Consider the following 820-nt stretch of genomic DNA (forward strand, 5'->3'; position numbering starts at 1 on the left):
GGGCCACCCGGTCCGCGTTGATACGAGCCTGAACGTAGCGGGGCGACAGCCGGGTGGCGGCGGCGTAGGCGGCGCGGGCCTCCTCCAGCCGGCCGAGGCGCTCACAGGCGACGCCCAGGTTGTTCTGCACGTAGGCGACGTGGGGCAACAGGCCCGCGGCCTGGGTGAGGACCTCCACGGCGCGGGCGTTGTCGCTGGCGCGCAGGTAGGCGAAGCCCAGGTTGTTGAGCGCGTGGCCGTGCTCCGGGTCCAGGTGCACCGCCTGCTGGAAGCGCAGGATGGCGGAGGCCAGCTCATTCGCGCCCAGGTGGGCACGGCCGAGCACCTGGTACACCTCCGGGTCCTCCGGGTCGCGCAGGAGGGCCTCCTCGCCCACGGGGACCGCCTCGGCGAAGCGGCCCTGCGACACCAGCAGCCGCGCCTGCTGCACCAGCGCCCCCGCGTCGGTGGGCTCCACCTGCCCCAGCCGGGCATACGCATCCAGCGCGAGCCCCGTGTCCCCGGCCAGCCGGGCCGTGCGCGCGAGCTGCGCCAGGGTGTCGGTGTCCCCCGGCGCGTCGTGCAGCGCGCGGCGCAGCTCCGTCATGGCGCCGGACAGGTCACCCAGCTCGCGCAGGCCCTGGGCGCGGGCCAGGTGGTCCACGCGGCGGGCGTGCACGTGCGGAAGCGCGAGGCCGTTCCCCTCGGGAGGGGCCTCCACCGGCGCGGCCCCGGTGTGGGGCGCGGGGGCGAAGGGGCGCGGCGCGCTTGAAAGCTCCCCGGCGGTCGGCTCCAGCGCGAACGGAGGGACGGTGGGAGTCTGGGGCGCGCGGGCCTCCAC

General features: G+C 76.7%; 1 protein-coding gene. It reads right to left on the reverse strand.

What is annotated here, in order from left to right; genetic code table 11:
- Window positions 1-820: tetratricopeptide repeat protein (locus tag D7X12_RS41605; protein ID WP_120630587.1), on the reverse strand; the 820-nt coding region annotated here is incomplete at both ends.

Source organism: Corallococcus sicarius (assembly GCF_003611735.1).
Taxonomy (GTDB): domain Bacteria; phylum Myxococcota; class Myxococcia; order Myxococcales; family Myxococcaceae; genus Corallococcus; species Corallococcus sicarius.